Here is a 23,926-nt window from a genome sequence, read left to right as displayed (position 1 = left end):
CACCTCTTAGGTGCGTTATCAGAGTTCAACCGCCCTGATTATAGAATTTTTCCAAAAAAAAAGCCCCGCGCTGCGGAGCTCTTTTTTAGTGATTCGCGATGCGATTAGGCAGCAGACACAACAGAAACTGTGCGACGCTTGAATTTACCTTTCACTTCGAATTTCACTTGACCTTCAGCAACAGCGAACAAAGTGTGGTCTTTACCAACACGAACGCCTTCGCCTGCGTGGAATTCAGTACCACGTTGACGAACAAGAATATTACCTGGGATCACAACCTGACCGCCGAAACGTTTAACACCTAAGCGTTTCGACTGACTGTCGCGACCGTTTTTAGTACTACCACCAGCTTTCTTATGAGCCATGATTTACTCCTAAATATTAAATCTTTAAACGCTTAATTAGTTAATACCAGTGATTTTCACTTCTGTGAACCACTGACGGTGACCTTGGCGTTTCATAGAGTGCTTACGACGACGGAATTTCAAGATTTTAACTTTGTCGCCACGGCCGTGTGCAACAACTTCAGCTGTCACTTTCACGCCTTCAACAACTGGCGCGCCAACTTTTACGTCGTCGCCGTTGCTTACAAGAAGAACTTCGTTAAAGTCGATTGCAGAACCGGCTTCAACAGCTAGTTTCTCAACTTTAAGAGTTTGACCTTCTTGTACACGGTATTGCTTACCGCCTGTTTTGATCACTGCAAACATTATCTCTCTCCAAATGAATTTGCCCGGCTACTGGATTGTATTTGACCTACTTCTAGTGGCTTACAAACATATACCCTTCAAGGGCTTACATTTCACCATATGATAGGGAGCAAAAGTGTGGGCAAATCGGACGCCGAATTGTACAAAAGAGAACCAACAAAAACAAGCCAATTCACCTTCCGATCAGTATTTTTACTGTTTTGGGTTGACCCGCTGTAGGAGCTTACCTAGCATTGACGCCTCTTGCTGTTCGGCTTGACTATATTTTAGCTTCGGAAGTTCCATGCAACCTACTAATATTCATGACGTGGTGGCCGATGAATTCGGTCAAGTAAATGACTACATTGTTTCGCAACTTAAGAGCGAGATCCCTCTCATCGAGCAAATTGGTTACTATATCATTAGTAATGGCGGCAAGCGTTTGCGCCCGCTAATGGTGTTACTGTCAGCCCGTGCCGCACAATCTGCCAACGGTCTTAGTGAAACCTCTTTGAGCAATGCCGTGAAAATGGCCTCTATTATCGAGTTCATTCACACCGCTACATTGCTACATGATGACGTGGTTGACGAATCCGATATGCGCCGCGGCAAAAAAACCGCCAATGAAGAATGGGGCAATGCGCCCAGCGTCTTGGTAGGAGATTTTCTATATACTCGAGCGTTTCAAATCATGGTCGACGTAGGCAGTTTCCAATGTATGGAAATCCTATCTGGTACTACCAACATCATCTCGGAAGGTGAAGTTCAGCAGCTAATCAACTGCGGCGACCCAGATACTACCGAAGAAAGCTACATCAAAGTCATCCAATACAAAACAGCAAAACTGTTTGAAGGTGCTGCCTTATGTGGCGCTGTGGTGGCCGAAGCCAGCGACATCTACCAAGAAGCGCTACGCCAGTATGGTATGTACGTTGGCACTGCATTCCAGCTCATCGATGACGTTATGGACTACACTTCCACAGCAGAAGAAATGGGCAAGAGTGTGGGCGACGATCTAGCAGAAGGAAAACCGACCTTACCGCTGATCTTTACCATGAAGCATGGAACTGAGGAGACCAAACAACGCGTACGATCCGCCATAGAGACCGGCGGCCTAGAAAATCTAGAGACTATTCTTGCCGATGTACGTGATTGTGGCGCGATCGAATACACAGAGGCCGAAGCCAGAAAACAATCTGACCTCGCTATTTTTGCAATCAGCATTTTACCTGATTCACCTTATAAGCAAGCCCTGATTAACTTAGCCAATGCGGCGGTAAATCGTCGCACCTAAGTACAAACCCCGAGCGCTTTAACGCATCAATGGTTTCACCGTTATGATCAATCACCGCACGCACCAAGCGTGCGGTTTGCTCCGGCTGCTGCATCATAAAACAATGGTCACCTTGCACTTCAATAAATCGTAGATTTGAGTTCATTGTTTGCGCTAAGCGATAGGATGCTTGAAACATTTCATGCGTATCCGTCCCCCAAATCACATATGTTGGTGTCTCAAGCTGCGCTATCGCTTGCCATAACATACTAGGAGAGCTACCAAATACAGCGGCTTCAAGCCATGGTGGACAATTTAATTGTCGAAAACCCTCCTTGTTTTCATGCGTCGAATACGTCACATAATCCTGTAAACACCGATCTTGCCACCCCGCAAACGTCCCTCGACCTCGCAGACGGCTCAGTACTTCCTGTGTATCACGCCACAGCGTTCGCCGACGCTCGGTTTGTCGAACCAGAAGCAACTTTGAGCGTTTATCCTGTTCATTCATATCGTTCAATTGCGCAATCATTTCCGGTGGATACCAAGCCGGATCCAATAGGACCATTTGCTTAAATAGCTGCGGATCACGATGATTCATGAGTAGCGTCATACACCCCCCAAAGCTATGACCAACGCCAACTAAATCTTTCCATTGCTGATTCTGTTTCTGCTCTATTAACGCCCGATAAAAGCGATATGAAGACTCTTCCCATCCCGCAAATCGATCACCTGCAGGAGATAAACCATGACCCGCCGCATCTTGCAGCATGAGATCCTCCAACTCTGCAATGCCTTCTAACAAAGCGTCATAGCTGCGTACCGCAAAGCCATTACCATGAAGAAAATGTAAAGCTTGGGAGGGGTTTTCGAGCAAGCGCAAATGAATCGATAACGTGGTCTCTGCCACTGATACTAATTTTTGTTGATAGGTTATCGTGCTCATATTTGCTCCCATTTTGTACAAACATCCGTATTTTTCAGTCTCGCGGACAAGAGCAATATGCTATCCACATACAGCCACCCATGTAAATTTTGTCTTTTTGTTACGTAAATAGACAAAAAAAACGTACTTTTACCGACTCACAATTGGTTTTTTTCCGCACAAACATTCATATTACTTCCCTGAACCGATATAATCTCATGGATTTTCATACTGCTAACTGGACCACACGCTCTATTACTTTGCTTAGGTAAACAAGGAGTGGTGGAAATAGGACTATAATGACTACAGCTTCATCGTTTGAAAAAGACGAACTTCTAAAGTGCGGCAACGGCGAAATGTTTGGCGAAGGTAATGCTCAGCTTCCTGTCGGCAACATGCTAATGATAGACCGAATCACTAACATCTCTACCGAAGGCGGTGCGTTCGGAAAAGGTGAGATCATTGCTGAATTGGATATCACTCCTGACCTTTGGTTCTTCGACTGCCATTTCCCAGGTGACCCTGTGATGCCAGGCTGTTTAGGTCTGGATGCTATGTGGCAGCTTGTTGGCTTCTTCCTTGGCTGGAAAGGTAACAAAGGACGTGGCCGTGCATTGGGTTCTGGTGAAGTGAAATTCACTGGACAAATCTTGCCAACCGCTAAGAAAGTAACGTTCCGTATTGACCTGAAGCGCGTGATCGAACGCAAGCTTGTAATGGGCATTGCTGACGGAAGTGTCTCTGTTGACGGTCGTGAGATTTACACGGCTAAAGACCTACGTGTAGGCTTGTTTACATCAACAGAAAACTTCTAAAAGATTAAGAGTATAAGAGGCACATTAGTTATGCGTCGTGTAGTTGTAACTGGTCTAGGCATTGTTAGCTGCCTAGGCAATGACAAACAATCCGTTCTTGAGTCACTGCAAGAAGGCCGTTCAGGCATTCGTTTCGCAGAAGACTACAAGGAAAAAGGCTTTCGCAGCCATGTATGTGGTCGTATTGATCTAGACGATACTGAAATTGATCGTAAAGTTCGTCGTTTCATGGGGGACGCAGCGACTTACGCTTACGTTTCCATGCAGCAAGCGATTGCTGACTCAGGCCTAGCTGAAGACCAAGTTTCTAACATTCGTACAGGTTTGATCGCTGGCTCAGGCGGCGCATCGGCTCGAAATCTAGTCGAATCTGCTGATACACTACGCGAAAAAGGTGTTAAACGTGTAGGTCCTTACCGTGTTACGCAAACCATGGGCAGCACTGTGTCTGCTTGTCTTGCGACACCGTTCAAGATCAAAGGCGTGAACTACTCCATTACGTCTGCATGTTCAACCAGTGCACACTGTATCGGTAATGCAATGGAGCTTATCCAACTAGGTAAGCAAGACGTTGTATTCGCAGGTGGCGGCGAAGAAGAGAGCTGGACGCAAACGTGCATGTTCGATGCAATGGGTGCACTGTCTTCTAAGTACAACGATACGCCAGATCAAGCATCTCGTGCCTACGATGCTAAACGTGATGGCTTCGTTATTGCTGGCGGCGGCGGTATTCTTGTTCTTGAAGAGCTTGAACACGCTAAAGCCCGTGGCGCTAAGATCTACGCTGAAGTGGTAGGCTACGGTGCAACATCTGACGGCTATGACATGGTAGCACCGTCTGGTGAAGGTGCGGTTCGTTGTATGCAAATGGCGATGAGCACTATTGATGGCAAAATTGACTACATCAACACTCATGGCACGAGCACGCCTGCTGGTGATATGAAAGAGCTACAAGCGGTTCGCGAAACGTTTGGTTCTGAAATCCCAACCATCAGCTCCACTAAGTCTCTATCTGGTCACTCTCTCGGTGCTGCCGGCGTTCACGAAGCTATCTATAGCTTGCTAATGATGGAGAACAAATTCATCACGGCGTCTGCAAACATCACGGAACTAGATCCTGAAGCGGGTGACATTCCAGTTGCGCTTACTCGTCAAGACGACGTTGAGTTAAACTACGTAATGTCTAACAGCTTTGGCTTCGGTGGAACCAATGCCAGCTTAGTCTTCAAAAAATACGAAGGCTAATTGCAGCAGTTCAAGACATAAAAAAACCGCTCATTGAGCGGTTTTTTTATGTCTTGAACACAGCAGCTATGGATGTTTACGCATTGTATCGCGCATCCAGTGCTCCATCTCTTCGTGAATTTGGTTGGTATCTTTGCCTTCAACTTCAATCAGCGGCCCAATCACTACCGTAATCGTACCAGGGTATCGACGCCACGTTCGCCCAGGCCAAGCATGACCTGCATTGTGTACGATGGGTAAAATAGGTCTTTTTGAAGAGGCAGCAAGCATAGCGGCGCCCTTGTTAAAGTCACGCTCTTTCCCCGGCATAGTACGAGTCCCTTCAGGGAAAATAAGCACCGAGCGGCCCGCTTGCAAACGATCTTTACCTTGCTTCAAGATTTGCTTCAAAGCTCCAGCTCGCTTCGAGCGATCAATGGCGATCGGCTGTACCAATCGCAATCCCCAACCAAAGAACGGAATCGAGAGTAGCTCTTTCTTCAGAACCGTCGAGATCGGCGTTTTCAAGACCTGCAGTAAGTAGGTCTCCCACTCACTTTGATGGTTCGCCGCTAGAACAACAGGGCAATCTTTACCAGGTAGGTTTTCACGACCAATAATGTCTACTTTGACACCACAGAGCACTCGAAATAAAAACAACAGTGAGTGGTTATGAATATTTAGCATTGGCTGGCGCCAACTCGGTGGCAATATAAAGCCAATCAACGGCGCCAAAATCCCCGTAAAGCCTGTTAAGACCGCATAGCATAGGGTAAACAATAACGAGCCAATCAGAGCCCGTAGCGAATTCCTAGGTTTCATGAAGCGCTTACTCCGTATTTATTCCAGCCTAAAGTAGGCCACGCTCTTGCTTTTGAATCAGTGGGTTGGCGTACATGTTTAACACCGTTTCACGTAACACGTCTGGGCACGTTGCCATGTACTCATCAAATACAGAGTCACCACTCGCTTGACCATTAAGCATTTTCAAAGCCGCCTCATTAGTCGACTGAATGGCATACTTACCTACAATTTGTCGGTCCACTTCTGCCACCATTTCATCAGGCGTCGCACAGTTATGGTCAATCACATCGCCAAAGGTCACGATGACTTTACCTTTACGCCCAACAATGCCCTTACGAATACTGTCAATGTCTTCAAATTCGGCTTTCTGGTAAGAGCCTGTTGTCGACTTCTCATTTAATTCTCGCGCCTTATCGAAGGCGCAAGGATCGTACTCGTAGGATATCGAAACGGGGACAATTTTTAGATTTCGCATTGCGTCTGGAAAGGCAATTTTCTGTTTTTTCTGGCTCATAAAAAACATTTTAATGATGGCTGGATCAGTTTGATCTATCCCATCTTTGGCACGGCCTTCTTTTTGAGCAATCCAAATATTGCAGTGCTCTTTGGTCAATGAATGGGTGATGTAATCAGACAATTGGCCAAACGCCGCCATCATTTCACGAATACCATTAGCAGAACGTTTAACGATAAAGCTCTTATTTAAACGCATCAAGTCAGACACAAACGGACGACGTAGCAAGTTGTCACCAATCGCAATGCGTACGGTGTCGAGGCCATTTAGGTAAAGACCATAATTCACAAACGCTGGATCCATAGCAATATCGCGGTGATTCGATAAGAAAAGATAGCCTTCGTTCTTAGCCAACTTGTCGACACCGCGATATTCAACATTGCTCGTCGTCGTTTTAATCATGCGTTCCATGTAATCAGCCACTTGCGTCTGGAAAGCACGTACATCATTGATTTTACGCACTTCCTTTTGCAACACATGCTTAACGACGTACGCTAAGAAACCACGTGTCCATTGCGGCCATTTAGTAAACTTGAAGCCGACAATCGTATCGATGAAGTCTGGCGTATTTACTAAATTTTGTAACACCCCGGCGACCTCATCGTCGTTGTAAGGGCGTATGTCATGAAACTGATCCATTGAACTGTCCATTCAGGTTTAAATTATCGTTATGATTATAAAGTACAAATATCGAAGCCAGCATCGTCAAGTAATTGCTTGTTCGAGCTTGCTGTCACAACAGCGATACTTTCATTCTCTTTCGTTAGGTAAAGCTTAGCAACACGCTTAAGATCATCTACCGTTACCGAAAGCACACCCGCTCGGAACGCCTCACGGTAAGCTTGACTACGACGATGCAGCTGCAAGAAGAAGTCACTTTGTGCTTCACCAGCAGGAGATCCCGGTTTGTCCATTGAGCCAATCACACCTAGTACAGCTTCTTCTAGGGCATCATGTGAATGTTCATTGCCAAGTAACCAGTCAATCGACGCGTCAAAGTCCGCCAATGTTTCCAACAACCGTGGGTCACGGTATGAATAGAAGCGGAATGCGCCACTGCTACCATCAAAGGTTGCACCACCACCGTAAGCACCACCTTGCTCTCGAATTGCTCGGTGTAGGTATCCATTGCGTAAGAAGCCGCCTAAAACCGTTAACGGCGCCACATCGGGATGCTCACCCGCTACAGCTTTAAACGCCTTAGCACAGAAGCTGACCTGAGTGGCAGTCACCCATGCTTGCTTCACAGTTTGATCAATGGCCGGTAAAGAAAAGTGCGTCAGCTGCTCATGATTCGCCACTGCTTGCCAAACAGGCGATGTTTGGGCCATCAAAGACTCTTTATGATGAGGCTCTGCGACTAAAAGTACTTGCTTCGCAGCGCCAGCTAACTTGCTATGAATCGACTCTAGCACAGAACGCAACGTCGACATCGCAGTTGAGTCATTCTTCAATGAGTCATCCAGTGCAATCACATCACGAATACCGCTCATGCCTCCCCACGCTTCTTGTTGTGCCGAGAGGCCTGACATACCACTGCTGGCAGCACTCATTGCCAGAGCATGGCCTTGCCCAGTAATTGAACGCTCACGACGCGCACGGCGCTGGGAAATCAACTCTTTAATTCGTCCTTCTTCGTCGAATCTCACGTCATTAAAGGTTTGCGCCATTAATTCAGTCATGGCCTTGGCATTTGGCACTAACGCTTTTGAGCTGAGAACAAAGTAGCCGCTCACACGCTGTTTATCGATAAGCTCAGTACGAATAGAGGAAGATGCTCCTAAACCACCACATACTTGTGCCTGGCGTGATTGCACCGCTAAGTAATCTTGATCGCCTACCCCTAACTCTGTCACAAGATAAGCATACAACGGCAGGTATCTAGTTTCGTCTTCGGTTAACGCTGGAAGCTCTGTCACCAATTGCTGATACACCAGACCGTTCGTACCTTGTGGATAAAACGTAATGGGCAAACTTTCAGTCACTTGTTCGTTTTCATACTCAGGTAAGCGAGCAGGCACATCTTCAAGCCCCACTTTAGGCAAGATACTCATGTCATCAACTTGCTCTTGGCGCTCTTTCAGCGCTTGACTGCGTTCAACAATGTGCTGCTTTTGTGCTTCGTTTAAGCCTGCTTTGATCTTACTTAGACGATCTTTCTCCGCTTGGTTGCGGCGCGCTTCCAATGCTTCATCTGGGCTCAACGTTAAGGTGATACGATGTGCGTTAGACAATAACAAGTCGCGTACGAGTGTTGGGATATAGTCTTTTTCAGCCACTTTTTCGCGCATACTCTCGATCACAGGATCTAAGTCTAACTGCGCAATCACATCGCCTTCATGCACCGCAGTCGACAGGGCACTTAGGATCAGCTGTAAACCGTATGGGTAGCTGTCTCCGCCAATCTCGCGTTGACTTAACTCTAATTGGTGCAGCATGGCATCGACCATGTCTTGCTCAATGCCATTTTCGGCGATGTCTTCCAATGTATTTAGAATTAATGCTTCCACTTGTGGGGCATTGTCGCGCTTAACGCCTTCCAAGCCACACATAAAGCTCATTTCTTTGTTGCTGTCTTCTAAACCACATAATGGCGAAGGTGATTGACCCAGTTCAGAGTTTTCCAGCGCGCGACGCAATGGTGACGCAGAGTTATCCAGTAACACACTGGACAACAGCTCTGCTTCGAACTGTTGCGCCAAATAGATGCTTTCACCCAGTAACCAGCCTACGACCACATGGCTACCATCTTCTTTGGCCTCATCGGTTGCGTAACCTTCTTCAACTCGCACAGGAGAGAAGTAACGTTTTACGTTAGGCACACTGACTTTGTCGTCTAAACGTTCAAAGCGGCTCAGTACCTTCGTTTCAAACTCAGCTTGTAACTCTTCTGCTGGAATATCACCGAATGTCATAAAAACAGCATTAGATGGGTGATAGTGTTTGCGGTAGAAGGCCATTAAATCGTCGTATGACAAATCTGGAATATCCGTCGGCTCACCACCAGAGTTAAAATGATAGGTATTACTTGGGCATAAATACTTTGTCACGGCCTGCCACAACACCGATGTAGGCGAGCTCATCGCTCCCTTCATTTCATTGAATACAACGCCTTTGTACGTCAGTTCTGAATCAGGATTGGTTGGCTCAGCGAACTCTAAACGATGGCCTTCTTGTGAAAAGTCCAATGGGTCTAAACGTGAGAAAAATACGGCATCTAGATACACATCGAGTAAGTTACGGAAATCTTTCTTGTTCTTACTCGCAAATGGGTAAGCCGTCCAATCAGATGACGTAAACGCGTTCATGAAGGTATTCAGTGAGCGGCGAATCATCATAAAGAATGGATCACGCACTGGGAAGCGCTCAGAACCACACAGTACCGTATGCTCAAGTATGTGCGCCACGCCACATGAATCCGTCGGTACGGTTTTCAATCCGACAAGAAAGACGTTTTCATCGTTATCAGAGGCAATATGAAAATGCTTTGCACCTGTTTCCTTGTGCTCGTATTCCTGTACCGTCACATTTAACGCTTCTATAAATTCACTGCGAATAGCCTTAAACGCTGGGTGATGTGCATTGTTCATGGTCATATATTACCCCTGTAAAAATCGTTTCTATTACTACGTAGATTGGGTGTATTCGCCTTAATCTCAAGCAATAAAGCGTGTGAATTATATCAAGATTGTGATTTTGTCGGCAGAGATATAGCGCTCTGCTATGTTAACGCTTTTGATGACGCTCCCAGTTTTCTAGGCGCGCTTTGTCACTTTTTCGGAACAGTACATACACTGCGCCTAATCCACCATGGTGACGCTGTGCAGTATGAAACGCCATGACATCGTCGAGATCTCTCAACCATTTGTTAATAAAGCTTTTTATAGTCGCCTGATCATTTGGGTCTGGTGTTCGATCACCTTTTCCGTGAACAATAATCGCCACACGAATATCATGCCGCATGCAGTCCGCAACAAACTGGTATACTTCCACACGAGCTTGCTCTACGGTACGTCGATGCAAATCTAGGCGAGAATCAATACCATACTTACCCTGACGCAAGCGCTTAAACACGCCATCTTGCACACCGTCTTTTTTATATTCAAGCATGTCATCAGGATCAACTCGCTCAACATAATCTTTGGACAAGTGATTACGGTCTTCAACCTTTGCAATCAAAGCGGCCTTCTGACGTTCCGTAAAGTCCACTTCGCCCTTTTTTTTACCAAGGTATATCTCGGTCTTTTTTATTGGGCGAATCCCCTTTACTTCCTGCGCAAACAAAGAGAAATCATCGTCCTCTTGCATAGATCACCTCAAACTTTGCACCCTATTCATTTACGACAGCTAGATACAAGAAAGGCTCCCGTAGGAGCCCCTATACAAGCTGTAGGGTAATCTCTGCCAGCAATGTCTTACGACTCTTGGTAAGCAGGTTCTGCTAAAAATGTTGGCTTCATTATAACAGCAATCTATTCAGAACCACTAATAGCAAAGGCTTAGCCATCATTTGCGGTGTCATCTCGCTTCTTTAGAGCGCCCGAAAACTGGAAAATCAAAAAGCCAATGACCGATAATAGTATAGCGATTTCATATCGGCTATAGGCGACCGAAACACCAATGGCTCCCGTATTCCAGATGCCTGCCGCTGTGGCTGTGCCGGATACGGAGTCCCCACTTTTAAAAATAGCACCACCACCAATAAACCCCATCCCAGTAATAACGGCATACATCACCCGAGCTTCTGCATCGGACCCTTCATATACACTCATACCCACTAACATAAATGAACACGATGCAATCGTCACAAGAGGAAAGGTACGCAATCCGGCACCTCTATCGTGAAGTTCTCGATTAAATGCGATCGGTAATGAAAGCAAAAACGCCACGCCCATCTGCGTCAAGTGGTGAAGAATCAACCCAAAGTCTAGATCAAGCATATGTACTACCTCCATGTTGTATTTGGAATATCTCAAACCTACCCATCAAATACATAGGAGTAAAACAGATAACAAGAGCTTCCTCTTTAGATACGAAAAAGGCCGCACAATGTGCAGCCTTTTCCAGATCAAATGCGATTCTACTCTCTTGATTCAGAACGGGATATCATCGTCAAAATCGTCGAAGCTTGGCGCAGGTTGTTGTGGCTTAGCTGGCTCAGGCGCTTTTTGTGGTGCTGGCGCAGGGGCTTGTTGAGGTTGATTACCCCAGCTGCCAAATGACTGCGGCTGAGCTGGCGCTTGCTGTGGCTGGCCGTAACCGCCACCTTGCTGAGGCTCTGACTGCGCTGGCGATGCACCGTAGCTGCCTTGCTGTGGTTCTGATTGCTGTGGCGCATTGCCGTAACCACCTGGCGCACCATAGCCACCTTGTTGAGGTGCTTGTTGTGCACCGTAACCGCCTTGCTGTGGTGCTTGCTGTCCACCACCAAAACCACCACCTTGCTGACCGTCTGCACGTCCATCAAGCAATTGCATCTCATTCGCAACGATTTCAGTTGTGTAGCGCTTAATGCCGTCTTTTTCCCACTCACGCGTACGCAACGAGCCTTCTACGTATACTTTCGAGCCTTTCTTGATAAAGTCACCAGCGATCTGACCTAGACGGAAGTTGCCACGATCCATGAACGCCACACGATGCCATTCGGTACGCTCTTGCATTTGACCCGTTTGCTTATCACGCCAGCTTTCAGACGTGGCAAGGTTCACATTTGCTACTGCTGCACCTGAGGGCATAAAACGCACTTCTGCGTCGCTGCCTGCGTTACCGATCAAGATTACTTTATTTATTCCACGTGCCATGAGGTCACTCCAATTCTTTAACTGTAAATTCTTATAGCTGAATTTGCGGCGCTACACGTTGCAACGCTGCTTTGTCTAACTGCTTTTTATCTACTTTCAAATAAGCGGTTTGCTCATCTGTGAAAATCTGCATATCTTCCACTCCTTGGATTGCCATTAATTGCTTTTTAAGCTGATGCACATCGTCCTCTGTCTGTGCCGCTACACTGAAAGCCATACTTGCCACTTGCTTTGGGGCAGGTTGAAAGGCACTCACAACTGCCCACATTAACCAAATACCACCGATGACAGAAAACAGCACTGTAACCGATGTGTGTTGTAGCAACCAGCCTCCACCGGCTCCACCAATGAATGCGCCCATAAACTGATGCGTTGAAAACACACCCATTGCGGTACCACGATAACCGACTGGAGCCAGCTTGCTGATCACGGATGGTAATGTCGCTTCCAACGTATTAAATGCAACAAAGAACAAACACACTGCCACGGCAAACAACCATAGTTGTGCAGACCACTCCATCAATAAAGTCGTCGCACCAAGAATACCAATGACAAGGGTGAGTACTTGCTTCATTTTACCTTTGCCCTCTGCCGCAATCACTAACGGTAGCATCAAAATAAAAGCCCCGCCCATAACGAGCAAATACAAAATACTGTGCTGACCTAAGGCTAACCCATAGCGATGAATTAACAAACTTGGTATTGCCACAAACAACGCCGTCAAACTGCCGTGCAGCAATAATATACTGACGTTTAGAAAACGTAGTTGGCTGTCTTTTAAAACGCCTTTTAGAGCCACTAAACTTGGTGTTGTATCACGTCTAAAGCTATGCTGCGTCACATTAGGCACTGCCCAAAGGACTAACGCCATACCTACAATAGAAAACCCAAAAGACAGATAAAACAGACCAGATAGTCCGACCCACTGATACAAAATAGGCCCAAGAATCAGTGAAATCATAAACGACGCACCAATACTAATACCCACCATCGCCATGGCCTTCGTGCGGTTTTGCTCTTTCGTTACATCACTGAGCAATGCCATCAAGGTACTGGCAATCGCTCCTGCACCTTGAATCGCTCGTCCGATAATCAGTGTTACAATGCTATCAGCATTGGCACAAATAATACTCCCTAATGCAAACAACATTAGACCAAAAATAATCACTCTTTTACGGCCGATCTTGTCAGACATCATCCCCATCGGGATCTGTAAAGAGGCTTGGGTAAACCCGTATATACCGATCGCCGCACCAATCAACGCGGCATCGGAACCGTCTAGCCCATCCGCGGCCACACTGATGACAGGCATAATAAGAAACAGGCCAAGCATACGGAATAGATAAACCATTGCTAAGGCTAAAACTGAGCGGCGTTCAATGACATCCATAGGTGCTACTACTTGCGTATTTAGGGGTGATTGTTGAAAGATCGAAGATTTTACTAAAAATACCGTTGAAGCTCTATTTTAACTACTGTAAAAATAGACAGTTATTCTATTTTGAATGACTTTTTCCTTGGTTGCATTACATTTTGGAGACACATGGACACTATTACCCTTCGCGGTGCGCGGACCCACAATCTAAAAAACATCGATTTGGACATTCCTCGCGACAAGCTGGTGGTGATTACCGGGCTCTCTGGTTCAGGTAAATCGTCCCTTGCCTTCGACACGCTGTATGCCGAAGGACAGCGTCGTTATGTTGAGTCATTATCAACCTATGCACGTCAATTCTTGTCCATGATGGAAAAGCCCGATATTGATCATATCGAAGGCTTATCTCCAGCGATCTCCATTGAACAAAAGTCCACGTCACATAACCCACGTTCGACCGTCGGTACGATCACGGAAGTTTATGACTATCTTCGTCTGCTCTTCGCTCGTGCAGGCCAGCCACGCTGTCCAGATCACGGCGAACCGCTGGAAGCCCAAACTATTAGCCAGATGGTTGATAAAGTGCTTTCGCTACCAGAAGAAAGCAAGATGATGATGCTAGCGCCGATCATCAAGGATCGCAAAGGTGAACATCTTCATACTATTAGCGAATTGCTGGCAAAAGGCTTTGTACGCGCTCGAATTGATGGCATCGTCGTGGATCTTGATGATGCACCAACGTTAGAGAAAAACAAAAAGCATACCATTGAAGTTGTTGTTGATCGCTTTAAGGTACGCCCTGATTTACAGCTGCGCTTAGCGGAATCCTTTGAAACGTGTTTATCGCTGTCAGATGGTATCGCCAAAGTGCTTAATATGGATGATGAAACCGATGAGCACATCTTTTCAAGCAAATTCGCTTGTCCAGTATGTGGCTACGCCATTACCGAACTTGAGCCTCGCTTATTCTCGTTTAACAACCCGAATGGCGCTTGCCAAACGTGTGATGGCTTAGGTACGCATCAAGTCTTCGATGCCGATCGCGTCATTCAAGATGAGAATTTAACCCTCGGTGAAGGCGCTATTCGAGGCTGGGGACGTCGGAGTATTTTCTACTTCCAGCAACTGAATGCTTTGGCCAACTTTTACGAATTCGATATCAATGCAAAATTTAAAGATATTCCAGAAAAGTTTCAAAATGTTGTTTTAAACGGTTCTGGCAAAGACAAGATCGACTTTGTATACATAAATGAACGTGGTGACAAAATGACACGTTCACATGTATTCGAAGGCGTATTGCCCAATCTCAATCGCCGTTATCACGAAACAGAATCTGACAGTGTTCGCGAAGATCTGTCTCAATATATCAGCACTCAAGCATGTCCCACTTGTCATGGCACGCGCTTGAATAGAGCTGCACGTAATGTGTTTATTGCCACGGAAACTCTGCCTGATATCGTCAAAAAACCGATTGCTGAATGCTTAAGTTATTTCGAGACATTGAAGCTTGAAGGGGCCAAAGGGGCCATTGCAGAAAAAATCTTAAAAGAAATACGTGATCGCTTGAGCTTCTTAGTAAACGTAGGTCTTGATTATTTAACGCTCGACCGCAAAGCAGACTCATTATCCGGCGGTGAAGCCCAACGTATTCGCCTCGCCAGTCAAATCGGTGCAGGTTTAGTGGGCGTCATGTACATATTAGATGAACCTTCTATCGGCCTCCATCAACGGGATAACGAGCGCCTAATCAGCACGCTAACGCGACTACGAGATCTAGGCAATACAGTGATTGTTGTCGAACACGATGAGGATGCTATTCGTGTTGCAGACCACCTGATTGATATCGGCCCTGGTGCAGGTGTTCATGGCGGCCAAGTCATTGCATCCGGTACACCTGAAGACATTATGGCTTGCGAAGAATCCATCACGGGACAATTCTTAACTGGCAAGCGTTCTATTAAAGTACCGTCAATTCGTCATCAAGCGACAGAAGGAAAACAACTGACGCTGCACGGCGCACAAGGCAATAACCTTAATCACGTCACTTTAAATATTCCTGTAGGGGTGATGACCTGCGTAACAGGTGTCTCTGGTTCGGGGAAATCGACTTTAATTAACGGTACATTATTTCCACTCGCGGCAACCGCGCTTAATGGCGCGACAACACTAAAACCAGCCACCTATGAAAAAGTTGAAGGTTTGGATCACTTCGACAAATGTGTCGACATAGACCAAAGTCCAATTGGTCGTACGCCACGCTCAAACCCAGCAACTTATACGGGTATCTTTACCCCGATGCGCGAACTGTTCGCTGCGACACAAGAGGCGCGATCTCGAGGCTACAAGCCAGGGCGCTTCTCGTTTAACGTCAAAGGCGGTCGTTGTGAAGCGTGTCAAGGGGATGGTGTAATCAAAGTCGAGATGCACTTCCTACCAGACGTGTATGTTCCCTGTGATGTCTGTAAGGGACAACGCTATAACCGTGAAACGCTAGAAATCACTTACAAAGGGAAGAATATTCATCAGTGCTTAGACATGACCATTGAAGAAGCTCGAGAATTCTTTGACCCTGTTCCTTCCATCGCCCGCAAGCTACAAACACTGATGGATGTTGGCTTAGGGTATATTCGTTTAGGTCAAGCAGCGACGACTCTATCAGGTGGCGAAGCACAACGGGTTAAGTTGGCCAAAGAACTATCAAAACGCGATACAGGTAAAACACTGTATATTCTCGATGAGCCAACAACAGGTTTGCACTTCGCTGACATTGAATTACTACTCACGGTACTACATCGTTTACGCGATCATGGTAATACGGTGGTTGTCATTGAACATAATCTAGATGTCATTAAAACCGCAGATTGGATTGTAGACCTAGGCCCAGAGGGTGGTAGTGGCGGTGGTTACATAGTTGCTGAAGGGACACCTGAAACCGTTGCCCAGCATGAGAGTTCACATACCGCTCGTTTCTTGAAACCCATGCTTTAAAAGATATGAGCAAACCATAAAAAAAGAGCCTATGGCTCTTTTTTTGTGTCTATTTATATCGGTCTTTTTGCAATAGAAAGACTGTAGACACAAAAAAGCCGGGCTTGTGGCCCGGCTTTTTTAAAGCAAATGCTGTATTACTCAGCGTCTGCTGCTTCCGTAACTGGACGATCGACCAGTTCAACGTAAGCCATAGGTGCGTTATCACCTGCACGGAAGCCACATTTTAAAATGCGAACGTAACCGCCAGGACGACCTTGGTAACGAGGACCAAGCTCAGAGAACAATTTACCTACTGCATCTTTGCTACGCGTGCGTGCAAAGGCTAGGCGACGATTCGCAACGGAATCTTCTTTCGCCAATGTGATCAAAGGCTCAGCAACGCGACGAAGTTCTTTGGCTTTCGGCAACGTAGTTTTAATAACTTCGTGCTCGAATAAAGAAGCAGCCATGTTTTTGAACATCGCTTTACGATGTGAGCTAGTACGGTTTAAGTGACGTCCACTCTTACGATGACGCATTTTACATTCCTTACCAAACTACGGTGGTCAGGGAACAATGATCTAGCGAGCTAGAACTTTGCTATCGTCTTTTAGACTAGCCGGTGGCCAGTTTTCTAGACGCATTCCCAAAGACAGACCGCGCTGTGCTAAAACATCTTTAATTTCAGTTAATGACTTCTTACCAAGGTTAGGCGTTTTAAGTAACTCAACCTCTGTACGCTGAATCAAATCACCGATGTAGTAGATATTTTCTGCTTTCAGACAGTTAGCACTGCGAACGGTTAGCTCAAGATCATCAACCGGGCGTAGCAAAATTGGATCAATCTCATCCTCTTCTTCTTCTACAACTGTCTCGCTTTCGCTTTCTAGTGCGACAAATACCGCGATTTGTTGTTGTAGAATCGTCGCTGCACGGCGAATTGCTTCTTCTGCGTCGATCGTACCATTAGACTCAATGTCAATGACAAGTTTGTCTAGGTCAGTACGCTGCTCTACACGAGCATTTTCTACGCTGTAAGCAACACGGCGAACAGGACTGAAAGAGGCATCCAGCTGCAAGCGACCAATAGGACGAGTCTCATCGTCACCAGCAACACGAGCGTCAGCAGGCTCATAACCACGACCACGGGCCACTTTGATCTGCATGTTTAACTCTGCAGTATCATCAAGGTGACAAATCACATGATCTGGGTTAGAGATCTCAGAGTCAGCAACCAGTTGGATATCTCCAGCCGTTACGACACCAGGACCTTTCTTACTTAGTGTTAGAGTTGCTTCATCTTGCCCGTGTAGAGCGATCGCAACTCCTTTTAGGTTAAGAAGAATTTCAATAACGTCTTCTTTTACCCCTTCAATCGCACTGTACTCATGCAATACACCGTCGATTTCTACTTCGACAATTGCACAACCAGGCATAGAAGACAAAAGTATACGACGAAGCGCGTTGCCTAATGTGTGTCCGAAACCACGCTCTAGCGGTTGCAGAGTCACTTTGGCGCGCGATTGGCCCAACTCTTGTACTTCGATGTTGCGTGGGGTTAACAATTCGCTCACTGAACGCTGCATAGATCCACCTATTTCTTAATCCTAACCATCTAGCTATTACTTAGAGTAAAGCTCGACGATTAGGTTCTCATTAATTTCAGCTGATAAATCGGCACGCTCTGGAGCAGCTTTGTAAGTTGCTTCCAGTTTAGTTGCATCAACTTCGACCCAATGGATCGGTGCACGACTTTTAGATAGCTCTAGCGCGTTTTGTACACGCAACTGCTTCTTAGCTTTTTCACGGATAGACACAACATCACCAGCTTTCACTTGGAATGATGCGATGTTTACCAATTCGCCGTTAACTAGAATGGCTTTGTGGCCAACTAGCTGACGAGCTTCCGCACGTGTAGAGCCGAAGCCTGCACGGTATACTACATTGTCTAAACGTGACTCAAGAAGTTGCAGAAGGTTTTCACCAGTTGCACCTTTGATACGAGCAGCGTCTTTGTAGTAGTTGCGGAATTGTTTTTCAAGAATGCCGTAAATACGACGAACTTTTTGTTTTTCACGTAGCTGTAGACCGTAATCAGAAAGACGACCACGACGTGCACCGTGCACACCAGGAACTGTTTCTGCTTTACATTTTGATTCTAAAGCGCGTGAGCCACTTTTAAGTTGTAAGTCTGTGCCTTCACGACGAGACAATTTACAAGTTGGACCTAAATAACGAGCCATGTGTCTGTCTCCTCTTAAACGCGACGTTTCTTAGGCGGACGGCAACCGTTGTGCGGGATTGGCGTCACGTCTGTGATGTTGTTGATGCGCAGACCCAATGCATTTAATGCACGAACTGCGGATTCACGACCAGGACCAGGGCCCTTGATCATTACGTCAACGTTCTTTAGGCCGAACTCTTGTGCAGCAGTTCCGGCACGTTCTGCAGCAACCTGTGCTGCAAATGGGGTACTTTTACGAGAACCACGGAAACCAGAACCACCTGCAGTCGCCCAAGACAAAGCATTGCCTTGGCGATCAGTGATAGTCACGATCGTGTTGTTGAAAGACGCGTGTACATGAGCAACACCGTCGACGACCGTCTTTTTGACTTTCTTCTTGGTACTGCGCGCTGCTGGCTTAGCCATATTGCACTTTTCCTATATCTAATGCTCAGCTCTAGCAGACTTAATGCGCTAGAGCGAAACGCGTTAAATTACTTACGAATTGGCTTACGAGGGCCTTTTCGTGTACGAGCGTTCGTTTTGGTACGTTGACCACGAACAGGTAAGCTGCGGCGGTGACGGATGCCACGGTTACAGCCCAAGTCCATCAAACGCTTGATAGACATGCTGACTTCACGGCGGAGGTCACCCTCTACAGTAAACTTAGCAACTTCGCCACGTAGACGGTCTAGCACTTCATCACTTAGAGAACCGATTTTAGCGGTTTCTGCGATCTCTGCAGCTTTGCAGATTTCTTGTGAGCGTGTGCGACCGATCCCGAAGATGTAAGTTAGAGAAATGACCGCATGTTTATTGTCAGGAATATTGACACCGGCTATACGGGCCATTCACTTTACTCCGTTGTTATGGATGAATTCAATTCATCACTTTGCTTTCATGAGGGCGGAAGATTATGCCAGCTTAGCGGACAAAAATCAACCACCCTCCCATCATCGAATAATTCGACTATTAGCCTTGACGCTGTTTGTGACGAGGCTCAGAACAAATCACTCGAACTGAACCGTTACGACGAACGATTTTGCAGTTACGACAGATTTTCTTTACAGATGCACGTACTTTCATGTTCAACTCCAACCTATGCTTAACGCATTAGGCCATTTGGACCATATCCAGTCAGGTTCGACTTTTTCATCAATGACTCGTATTGATGACTCATTAAATGACTTTGTACTTGTGACATGAAGTCCATCACTACGACCACTACGATTAACATCGAAGTACCACCGAAGTAGAAAGGAACATTCCAAGCCACGACAAAGAACTGAGGCATCAGTGACACTAGCGTGATATATAATGCACCAAAAAGTGTCAAGCGAGTCATAACACCGTCGATATATCGAGCAGTGTGGTCGCCTGGACGAATGCCCGGCAAAAACGCTCCGGACTTTTTCAAGTTATCTGCCACATCTTTAGGGTTGAACACCAGCGCTGTATAAAAGAAGCAAAAGAAAACAATTGCTATCGCAAACAACAGCACATAGAGCGGTTGCCCAGGAGCTAGAGCCAAAGAAATATTTTGCAACCATTCCATACCCTCGCCTTGACCAAACCACTGGCCGATCGAAGCAGGGAACAGAAGAATACTAGAAGCAAAGATCGGTGGGATTACGCCCGCCATATTTACTTTTAGTGGCAAATGACTCTTTTGTGCGGCAAACACCTTTTTGCCTTGCTGGCGTTTAGCATAATTCACAGTAATTCGACGCTGACCACGTTCAATAAAGACAACGAACGCGATGGTAGCGATTGCTAATATGCCAATCAACAGCAACGCAAGGATATTGATATCACCTTGACGGGCCGACTCAAATGAACGACCTAGAGCAGAAGGAAGACCTGCTACGATACCGGCAAAGATAAGGATCGAAATACCATTACCAATACCTTTTTCAGTAACTTGCTCACCTAACCACATCAGAAATACCGTACCAGCCACAAGAGTAACTACAGCAACTGCGTAGAACTCTAGACCAGAGCTGAACGAAATACCCTGACTAGCAAGGCCAACCGCCATAGAGGCGGACTGTACAAGAGCAAGAAGAACTGTCCCGTAACGGGTGTATTGGGTGATCTTACGACGACCCGCCTCACCTTCCTTTTTAAGCTGCTCTAGCTGTGGGCTCACTACAGTCAATAACTGCATAATGATCGAGGCAGAAATATATGGCAGGATACCCAGAGCAAAAATACTCATTCGTTCCAATGCGCCGCCTGAGAATACGTTAAATAGACTCAGGATTGTGCCTTCGTTCTGGTCAAATAATGCAGACAAACGATCTGGGTTAATCCCCGGGACCGGAATGTGTGCACCGATTCGATATACAATAATTGCTAAGAACACAAAACGAATTCGAGCCCAAAGCTCTCCTAGACCGTTTTGCATACCTGTAGGTAGTGAGCCACGCTTTGTCATCTATTCCTCGACTTTTCCGCCAGCTGCTTCAATAGCAGCGCGAGCACCTTTAGTAACTTTAAGGCCGCGAACAGTTACTGCTTTGTCGATAGAACCAGACAAGATAACTTTTGCTGACTTAATTTTGTCACCAATGATGTCTGCGCCTTTAAGAGCAGCCAAATCTACAACTTCTGCATTCACTGCGGTTAGTTCGTTAAGACGAACCTCAGCAACATACTGTGCCTGACGTGAAGTGAAACCAAATTTTGGCAGACGACGCTGCAATGGCATTTGACCGCCTTCAAAACCAGGTTTAACTGAGCCACCTGAACGAGACTTAAGACCTTTGTGGCCACGTCCGCCAGTTTTACCCAAACCGCTACCAATACCGCGGCCTACACGTTTAGGAGCATGCTTGCTACCTTCGCCAGGGCGAATAGTATTTAGGAACATGTTATTCTCCTACCACTTTAACCATGTAATAAACTTTATTGATCATGCCACGAACAGAAGGAGTATCTTCTAGTTCACGACGTTGACCGATCTTTTTAAGACCCAAGCCTTTAACTGTCTCACGGTGCTTCGGAAGACGACCAATAGGGCTACGAGTCAATTCTACTGTGATGGTGTTGTTAGCCATTTCACATTACCCCAAAATTTGATCGACAGACTTACCGCGTTTCGCAGCGATTTGCTCAGGTGCACGCATGTCAGCCAAACCTTTAATCGTTGCTTGAACAACGTTAATCGGGTTAGTTGAGCCGTAACACTTAGCCAATACGTTGTGAACACCTGCGATTTCAAGAACCGCACGCATTGCACCACCCGCGATAACACCAGTACCTTGAGAAGCTGGCTGCATGTACACTTTAGATGCACCATGGTTCGCTTTAACAGGGTATTGAAGTGTGTCGCCATCTAGAGCAACAGAAACCATATTGCGACGAGCTTGCTCCATCGCTTTCTGGATTGCTTGAGGCACTTCACGTGCTTTACCACGACCGTAACCTACTTTACCGTTACCATCACCAACAACTGTCAAAGCAGTAAAAGAGAAGATACGACCACCCTTAACTACTTTGGCAACGCGGTTTACTTGTACTAGCTTCTCTTGTAGATCGCTAGTTTGTTGTTCGTTAACTGCCATTTGCTACCTCTTAGAACTCTAGACCAGCTTCACGCGCAGCATCTGCTAACGCCTGAACGCGACCGTGGTATTTGAAGCCAGAACGGTCAAATGCAACAGCGCTGATGCCAGCTGCTTTAGCACGTTCAGCGATAAGAGCACCCACTTTAGCTGCTGCATCTTTGTTACCAGTCGCAGAAGAACGTAGGCTCGCGTCTAGAGTAGAAGCGCTTGCTAGCACTGTGCTACCACATGGCGAAATTACTTGTGCATACATATGACGTGGTGTGCGATTTACAGTAAGACGGTTCGCACCTAGGTCACGAATATGCAGACGTGTGCGGCGAGCACGACGAATTCGAGATTGTTTCTTAGTGTTCATGAATGCTTACCTACTACTTTTTCTTAGCTTCTTTACGGCGAACAACTTCATCAGCATAACGAACACCTTTGCCTTTATATGGCTCTGGTGGACGGAAGCCGCGAACTTCAGCAGCGGCTTGGCCAACTGCTTGTTTGTCGATACCGCGAAGAATAACTTCTGTTTGTGATGCACACTCAGCTGTGACGCCTTCAGGCAGATCATAATCAACTGGGTGTGAGAAACCTAGTGCAAGGTTCAGTACATTGCCTTTAACAGCAGCACGGTAACCAACACCTTGTAGTAGCAGACGTTTTTCAAAACCTTGGCTTACACCAACAACCATGTTGTTCACTAGGGCACGAGTCGTACCAGCTAATGCATTGGTTTGTTTTGCACCATCACGTGGAGCAAAAGTTAGAACATTGTCTTCTTTTTTAACTTCAACGCTTGCGTGTACGTTAAGCTCTAATGCACCTTTGCCGCCTTTTACAGATACAGCTTGGCCATTTAGAGTAACTTCTACACCACTAGGAAGCGTCACAGGGCTTTTCGCAACTCGAGACATACCTAACTCCTAGAAAACTGTGCAGATTACTTCGCCACCAATACCAGCAGCACGAGCTGCACGATCAGTCATCAAACCTTTAGAAGTAGAGATGATAGCAACGCCTAGGCCTGCTTCTACTTTAGGAAGTTCTGCTGATGCTTTGTATTGACGCAAACTTGGGCGAGAGACGCGCTTGATCTCTTCAATTACAGGCTTACCTTCGAAGTATTTAAGTTCGATTGTAAGAGTAGGCTTTGTGCCTTCTTCAACGCTGTAGTCAGTTACGTAACCTTCTTCACGAAGAACATTAGCAACAGACACCTTCATGTTTGATGAAGGCATAGACACAGTTGTTTTTGCAGCCAACTGTGCGTTACGGATACGAGTGATCATATCCGCAATTGTATCTTGCATACTCATTTAAGAGCTCCTAATAAAAAAACCATTGTGCAGCAAATAGAGCTCGCGCATAGTACACAGCAGCGAGCAGAATGTCCAGCTTTTGAACACCCCCTCACTGCCATGTATTATGATCGCGCTCTACTTGCTTACCAACTAGCTTTCTTCAAGCCTGGTACATCGCCGCGCATCGCTGCTTCACGCAGTTTGATACGAGACAAGCCGAAGCGACGGTAAACGCCGTGCGGACGACCTGTAATCTGACAACGATTACGTTGGCGTGAAGAAGATGAATCGCGTGGAAGCGCTTGCAATTTAAGCGTTGCTTCCCACTTTTCATCGTCCGATGCATTAACGTCGTTAATGATCGCCTTTAGAGCTGCACGCTTTTCAGCGTACTTTGCTACTAATTTTTCGCGCTTAGCTTCGCGTTGAATCATTGATACTTTAGCCATGA

At 46.3% G+C, this 23,926-nt stretch carries 28 protein-coding genes; 4 read left to right on the top strand and 24 right to left on the bottom strand.

The annotated features are described in order from the left end of the window. Positions 1 to 104: 104 nt before the first annotated feature. The gene (gene rpmA, locus ACPUEK_RS04225; protein WP_067037136.1) at positions 105 to 365 is read right to left on the bottom strand and encodes a 50S ribosomal protein L27; all 261 of its coding nucleotides are present in this window, start codon (positions 363 to 365) and stop codon (positions 105 to 107) included. Between the two features lie 36 nt (positions 366 to 401). Beyond that, entirely contained in the window at positions 402 to 710 is a 309-nt protein-coding gene (gene rplU, locus ACPUEK_RS04220; RefSeq protein ID WP_067037134.1) for a 50S ribosomal protein L21, read from the bottom strand. 283 nt (positions 711 to 993) lie between these two features. Here rplU and ispB point away from each other — a divergent pair, with 283 nt between their 5' ends. Continuing rightward, positions 994 to 1,983, top strand: coding sequence for an octaprenyl diphosphate synthase (gene ispB / locus ACPUEK_RS04215; RefSeq protein WP_425642419.1), 990 nt, complete (start codon positions 994 to 996; stop codon positions 1,981 to 1,983). Here the strand turns inward: ispB and ACPUEK_RS04210 are convergent. Continuing rightward, a complete protein-coding gene (locus ACPUEK_RS04210; RefSeq protein ID WP_425642417.1) occupies positions 1,946 to 2,908 on the bottom strand; it encodes an alpha/beta fold hydrolase in 963 nt (320 codons plus the stop codon). The genes ispB and ACPUEK_RS04210 overlap by 38 nt on opposite strands. A 278-nt stretch (positions 2,909 to 3,186) precedes the next feature. On the opposite strand from ACPUEK_RS04210, the gene fabA reads away from it, so the two are divergent. Together fabA and fabB are read left to right on the top strand one after the other, a co-directional pair. After that, positions 3,187 to 3,702, top strand: coding sequence for a 3-hydroxyacyl-[acyl-carrier-protein] dehydratase FabA (gene fabA / locus ACPUEK_RS04205; protein ID WP_067037128.1), 516 nt, complete (start codon positions 3,187 to 3,189; stop codon positions 3,700 to 3,702). A 30-nt stretch (positions 3,703 to 3,732) separates the two neighbouring features. Then, positions 3,733 to 4,947: a beta-ketoacyl-ACP synthase I gene (gene fabB / locus ACPUEK_RS04200; protein WP_067037126.1), complete on the top strand. Its 1,215-nt coding sequence runs from the start codon at positions 3,733 to 3,735 to the stop codon at positions 4,945 to 4,947. Between the two features lie 66 nt (positions 4,948 to 5,013). On the opposite strand, the gene ACPUEK_RS04195 is transcribed toward fabB, so the two are convergent. The 7 genes from ACPUEK_RS04195 to ACPUEK_RS04165 form a co-directional block, all read right to left on the bottom strand. Next, on the bottom strand, positions 5,014 to 5,748 hold the full coding sequence (locus ACPUEK_RS04195) for a lysophospholipid acyltransferase family protein (protein WP_425642415.1): 735 nt from the start codon (positions 5,746 to 5,748) through the stop codon (positions 5,014 to 5,016). A 28-nt stretch (positions 5,749 to 5,776) separates the two neighbouring features. Then, a complete protein-coding gene (locus tag ACPUEK_RS04190; RefSeq protein ID WP_197467852.1) occupies positions 5,777 to 6,883 on the bottom strand; it encodes a 1-acyl-sn-glycerol-3-phosphate acyltransferase in 1,107 nt (368 codons plus the stop codon). Between the two features lie 35 nt (positions 6,884 to 6,918). Beyond that, on the bottom strand, positions 6,919 to 9,840 hold the full coding sequence (locus tag ACPUEK_RS04185; RefSeq protein ID WP_425642413.1) for an insulinase family protein: 2,922 nt from the start codon (positions 9,838 to 9,840) through the stop codon (positions 6,919 to 6,921). Between the two features lie 130 nt (positions 9,841 to 9,970). Further along, the gene (gene smrA / locus ACPUEK_RS04180; RefSeq protein WP_417507743.1) at positions 9,971 to 10,552 is read right to left on the bottom strand and encodes a DNA endonuclease SmrA; all 582 of its coding nucleotides are present in this window, start codon (positions 10,550 to 10,552) and stop codon (positions 9,971 to 9,973) included. Positions 10,553 to 10,743: 191 nt separating this feature from the next. Next, positions 10,744 to 11,184: an MgtC/SapB family protein gene (locus tag ACPUEK_RS04175; RefSeq protein WP_067223873.1), complete on the bottom strand. Its 441-nt coding sequence runs from the start codon at positions 11,182 to 11,184 to the stop codon at positions 10,744 to 10,746. A gap of 153 nt (positions 11,185 to 11,337) precedes the next feature. Further along, a complete protein-coding gene (ssb, locus tag ACPUEK_RS04170; protein ID WP_067037119.1) occupies positions 11,338 to 12,045 on the bottom strand; it encodes a single-stranded DNA-binding protein in 708 nt (235 codons plus the stop codon). A gap of 31 nt (positions 12,046 to 12,076) precedes the next feature. Then, positions 12,077 to 13,435, bottom strand: a complete 1,359-nt coding sequence (locus ACPUEK_RS04165) for an MFS transporter (RefSeq protein ID WP_417507742.1) — start codon at positions 13,433 to 13,435, stop codon at positions 12,077 to 12,079. Positions 13,436 to 13,588: 153 nt separating this feature from the next. Here ACPUEK_RS04165 and uvrA point away from each other — a divergent pair, with 153 nt between their 5' ends. Continuing rightward, positions 13,589 to 16,408, top strand: coding sequence for an excinuclease ABC subunit UvrA (gene uvrA, locus ACPUEK_RS04160; protein ID WP_425642411.1), 2,820 nt, complete (start codon positions 13,589 to 13,591; stop codon positions 16,406 to 16,408). Positions 16,409 to 16,545: 137 nt separating this feature from the next. Here uvrA and rplQ read toward each other — a convergent pair whose 3' ends face one another. From rplQ to rpsN, 14 genes are all read right to left on the bottom strand, one after another. Further along, positions 16,546 to 16,929: a 50S ribosomal protein L17 gene (gene rplQ, locus ACPUEK_RS04155; protein WP_067037109.1), complete on the bottom strand. Its 384-nt coding sequence runs from the start codon at positions 16,927 to 16,929 to the stop codon at positions 16,546 to 16,548. 42 nt (positions 16,930 to 16,971) lie between these two features. Beyond that, the gene (locus tag ACPUEK_RS04150) at positions 16,972 to 17,976 is read right to left on the bottom strand and encodes a DNA-directed RNA polymerase subunit alpha (RefSeq protein WP_067037107.1); all 1,005 of its coding nucleotides are present in this window, start codon (positions 17,974 to 17,976) and stop codon (positions 16,972 to 16,974) included. Between the two features lie 36 nt (positions 17,977 to 18,012). After that, entirely contained in the window at positions 18,013 to 18,633 is a 621-nt protein-coding gene (gene rpsD, locus ACPUEK_RS04145) for a 30S ribosomal protein S4 (RefSeq protein WP_067037105.1), read from the bottom strand. A 14-nt stretch (positions 18,634 to 18,647) separates the two neighbouring features. Further along, positions 18,648 to 19,040 carry a 30S ribosomal protein S11 gene (gene rpsK, locus ACPUEK_RS04140; RefSeq protein ID WP_067037103.1) on the bottom strand — a complete coding sequence of 131 codons (393 nt, stop codon included), beginning with the start codon at positions 19,038 to 19,040 and terminating at the stop codon, positions 18,648 to 18,650. Positions 19,041 to 19,108: 68 nt separating this feature from the next. After that, positions 19,109 to 19,465, bottom strand: coding sequence for a 30S ribosomal protein S13 (gene rpsM / locus ACPUEK_RS04135; protein ID WP_067223465.1), 357 nt, complete (start codon positions 19,463 to 19,465; stop codon positions 19,109 to 19,111). Between the two features lie 121 nt (positions 19,466 to 19,586). Then, complete coding sequence (gene rpmJ, locus ACPUEK_RS04130) at positions 19,587 to 19,700, bottom strand: 50S ribosomal protein L36 (protein ID WP_055462823.1); 114 nt, start codon at positions 19,698 to 19,700, stop codon at positions 19,587 to 19,589. Positions 19,701 to 19,719: 19 nt separating this feature from the next. Continuing rightward, positions 19,720 to 21,051 carry a preprotein translocase subunit SecY gene (gene secY / locus ACPUEK_RS04125; protein WP_067037096.1) on the bottom strand — a complete coding sequence of 444 codons (1,332 nt, stop codon included), beginning with the start codon at positions 21,049 to 21,051 and terminating at the stop codon, positions 19,720 to 19,722. Then, positions 21,052 to 21,486, bottom strand: coding sequence for a 50S ribosomal protein L15 (gene rplO / locus ACPUEK_RS04120; protein WP_067037095.1), 435 nt, complete (start codon positions 21,484 to 21,486; stop codon positions 21,052 to 21,054). Position 21,487: 1 nt separating this feature from the next. Beyond that, on the bottom strand, positions 21,488 to 21,673 hold the full coding sequence (rpmD, locus tag ACPUEK_RS04115; RefSeq protein ID WP_067223468.1) for a 50S ribosomal protein L30: 186 nt from the start codon (positions 21,671 to 21,673) through the stop codon (positions 21,488 to 21,490). A gap of 6 nt (positions 21,674 to 21,679) precedes the next feature. Next, on the bottom strand, positions 21,680 to 22,180 hold the full coding sequence (gene rpsE / locus ACPUEK_RS04110) for a 30S ribosomal protein S5 (protein ID WP_067037087.1): 501 nt from the start codon (positions 22,178 to 22,180) through the stop codon (positions 21,680 to 21,682). A 10-nt stretch (positions 22,181 to 22,190) separates the two neighbouring features. Further along, the gene (gene rplR, locus ACPUEK_RS04105) at positions 22,191 to 22,541 is read right to left on the bottom strand and encodes a 50S ribosomal protein L18 (protein ID WP_067037085.1); all 351 of its coding nucleotides are present in this window, start codon (positions 22,539 to 22,541) and stop codon (positions 22,191 to 22,193) included. Between the two features lie 13 nt (positions 22,542 to 22,554). Then, positions 22,555 to 23,088 (bottom strand): 50S ribosomal protein L6, encoded by a 534-nt coding sequence (rplF, locus tag ACPUEK_RS04100; RefSeq protein ID WP_067223471.1) that lies wholly within the window; start codon positions 23,086 to 23,088, stop codon positions 22,555 to 22,557. A gap of 9 nt (positions 23,089 to 23,097) precedes the next feature. Next, positions 23,098 to 23,490 carry a 30S ribosomal protein S8 gene (gene rpsH / locus ACPUEK_RS04095; RefSeq protein WP_067037082.1) on the bottom strand — a complete coding sequence of 131 codons (393 nt, stop codon included), beginning with the start codon at positions 23,488 to 23,490 and terminating at the stop codon, positions 23,098 to 23,100. A gap of 128 nt (positions 23,491 to 23,618) precedes the next feature. After that, positions 23,619 to 23,924: a 30S ribosomal protein S14 gene (gene rpsN / locus ACPUEK_RS04090; protein WP_067037081.1), complete on the bottom strand. Its 306-nt coding sequence runs from the start codon at positions 23,922 to 23,924 to the stop codon at positions 23,619 to 23,621. Positions 23,925 to 23,926: the final 2 nt, after the last annotated feature.

Source organism: Marinomonas gallaica, from assembly GCF_049821165.1.
Lineage (GTDB): Bacteria > Pseudomonadota > Gammaproteobacteria > Pseudomonadales > Marinomonadaceae > Marinomonas > Marinomonas gallaica.
This window is presented reverse-complemented; position numbering and strand designations above follow the sequence as displayed.